Origin of the sequence: Streptomyces nanhaiensis (assembly GCF_046614825.1) — a bacterium.
Lineage (GTDB): Bacteria > Actinomycetota > Actinomycetes > Streptomycetales > Streptomycetaceae > Streptomyces > Streptomyces radiopugnans.
Map to the genome: position 1 here is coordinate 1 of NZ_JBKJFM010000308.1, position 2513 is coordinate 2513.

The 2513-nt window shown below is 75.8% G+C and carries 3 protein-coding genes; 2 read left to right on the top strand and 1 reads right to left on the bottom strand.

Going from position 1 to position 2513, the window contains the following annotated elements:
- The coding region (locus tag ACLIYP_RS30140) for a GNAT family N-acetyltransferase (RefSeq protein ID WP_412716251.1) at nt 1-397 on the top strand (397 nt) is incomplete at its 5' end.
- Between the two features lie 19 nt (nt 398-416).
- A complete protein-coding gene (locus ACLIYP_RS30145) occupies nt 417-1286 on the top strand; it encodes a transglutaminase family protein (RefSeq protein ID WP_412716252.1) in 870 nt (289 codons plus the stop codon).
- A gap of 60 nt (nt 1287-1346) precedes the next feature.
- Here ACLIYP_RS30145 and ACLIYP_RS30150 read toward each other — a convergent pair.
- Nucleotides 1347-2513, bottom strand: a 1167-nt coding sequence (locus ACLIYP_RS30150) for a peptidoglycan binding domain-containing protein (RefSeq protein ID WP_412716253.1), incomplete at its 5' end; no start/stop codon positions are given.

Below are 2513 nucleotides of genomic sequence, written 5' to 3' on the forward strand. Positions count from 1 at the left end.
GCTGTCGCGGCGGCCGGACGCGGCCTGGCTGTCCGCCTACGGCCGCGGCGCCTCGGGGCCGGCCGGCGACGCGCTGAAGGTGCTGGCGGGCGGCCCGTCGGTGTGGTTCGCCACCGTGCCGGGCGACGGTCCGCAAGGCGCCCCGGCGGCCGTCGGGCGGTGCGTGGTGGACGGCCGGTGGGCGGGGTTCGCCGCCGTCGAGACCGCCCCGGAGCGGCGGCGCGAGGGACTGGCCACGGCGGTGATGGCCGAGCTGGCCCGCACGGCGCTGGCGGAGGGGGCCTCGGCCGCGTACCTCCAGGTCGAGCCGGAGAACACCGCCGCACGGGCGATGTACGCCCGGATGGGCTTCGCCGATCACCACTCCTACCACTACCGCCGGGCACCGCGCGGCTGAGCCGGGCAGGGAGGGCCTGATGGACAGTCCCCAGAACGCGGGCGCCGACTCGGTGCGGGAGCGCTTCGCACGGGCCGCACGGGCCGAGCGGCCCGATCTGGCACTGCTGTGCCTGCTGGTCGACGCCGAGGCCGACCCCGCCGTACGCGCGGAGGGCGGCGAGGGCGTGGACGGTCTCGTCGACGCCGCCCAGATCGAGCTGGACCGGCTGACGGGCCTGCTGCCGTACGCGCCCTCGCGCACCCCCGCGCAGTGGGCGCACGCCCTGGCCGAGCTGCTCGGCGGGCGCCACGGCTTCCACGGCACGCCCGCCGACTACCGCCGGCTGGAGTCCTCGCTGCTGAGCGAGGTGCTGAGACGGCGGCGGGGGCTGCCGATCCTGCTGTCGGTGGTGTGGATGGAGGTCGCGCGCCGGGCGGGCGCGCCGGTGTACGGGGTCGCCCTGCCCGGGCACTTCGTGGTCGGCTTCGGCGATCCCCGCGGCGAGCACGTCCTCGCCGACCCCTTCGCGGGCGGTCTGCCGCTGACCGGGCAGGACGTCGAGCTGCTGGTGGCGGGCACGGCGGGAGCGCCGCTGTCGGAGGCGATGCTCCAGCCGGCCGGCCCCGTGGAGATCGTGCTGCGGGTGCTGAACAACATCCGCGCGTGGGCGGCGGCCCGTCCCGAGCACACCGACGTCCAGCTCTGGGCGGTGGAGCTTTCCCTGCTGCTGCCGCACCACCCTGCCCGGCTGCGCTACGAGCGGGCGCGGCTGCTGGTGGAGCGGGGGGACTTCGTCGGCGGCGCGCGGGAGATGGAGGCGTACGCCGACATGGTCGCAGCGATGGAGCCCAACGCCGCGGTCGCCGTGCGCCGCGAGGCGCGGGCGGCCCGCTCCCGGCTCAACTAGCGCCGTGCCGGCCGGGGTTCACCCCGGCCGGCACGGCACCGGTGTCGTGCCCGCGGCCGTCTACCGCGGGTCGAGCTCGATGACGCCGACCCGCTTGGCCGGGTCCGTCTGCCGGAGCGCCTCGCGCAGCGCGCCCGCGACGTCCTGGGGGGTGACCGGCGTCCTGGACCCGTTGCCGCGGGCGATCAGGACGCCGTCGAAGGTGCTGCCGTACAGGTCCTCGAGCACCTTGAGGTCGTAGGTGTCCACGAGCTTGCCGTTCACCGGCTTCATGGACAGGAACTTCGGCAGCGACCCGGTGGGGCTGAACGGGATCGACCTGTCGCCCGCCTTCACCGTGACCATTCCGGACATCGCCGGCTCGCCGAACTCCCGGATCGCCCGGTCGATCTCCTTCTGGCCGACCGAGGGCTGCCGGAGGGCGACCGGCAGCTCGACCGCCTCGCTCCTTCCGGTGGCCACCTGCGCCCGGTAGGCGTCCTCCAGCAGACCGGCGCCCTTGTCGACGTCGACCTGCTTGTGCGGCTTGCCCGGGACGCCGACGGCCTTGCCGCCGACGAACTTCACCATCCCGTCCTGCGACGCGCCGCCGCCGGACGATCCGGCGAGGTCCCTCAGGGCCGCCGTGAGCTTCTCCTCGTCGACCTTGAAGACGGGCTCGGCCTGCCGGGCGCCGCCGAGGAGCGATCCGATGACGGAGACGGGGTTGTAGTCCCGCCCCGAGGCGTCCCGCACGGTGTTCTCGGTGTCCAGCGACAGGCCCGCGACGCTCGGCTTGAGCGTCTTCTGCTCACCCTCCACCTCGAGGACCAGCGGTGTGCGGGCCCGCTCGCCGAGAACGGCGTCGAGCTTGTTCATCGCCTCGTCCTTGCCGGTGCCGCCGATGTCCACGCCGAGCACGGTGGTGCCGTTGGGCACGTCGGCGTGGTCCAGCAGCAGGCCGGCGCCGTACGCGACGCCGAGCACACCGAAGGTGGCGACGCCGAGCAGGACCAGCTTGGAGCGGCCCCGCTTGGCGGGAGCGGGTGCGGGCGGCCGGGCGTCGTGGTCCTCCTCGGAGGGGGCGGACCGGCCGTCGTCGTCGGCCGCGGGCACCCGCGGGATGCCGCTGACCAGGGTGTCGCCGGAGACCCTGCCGCTGGAGGGGCCGGGGCCCGCGGCCGGGCCCGCCGGGAAGCCCGCTCCGGCGGCGGGGCCGCCGAGGTCGAGGGCCGGTCCGCCGGTGCG

Bases quoted from the DNA above. Each gene is read 5' to 3' on its own strand.
- ACLIYP_RS30145 (WP_412716252.1), top strand. From the start codon at position 417: ATGGACAGTCCCCAGAACGCGGGCGCCGACTCGGTGCGGGAGCGCTTC.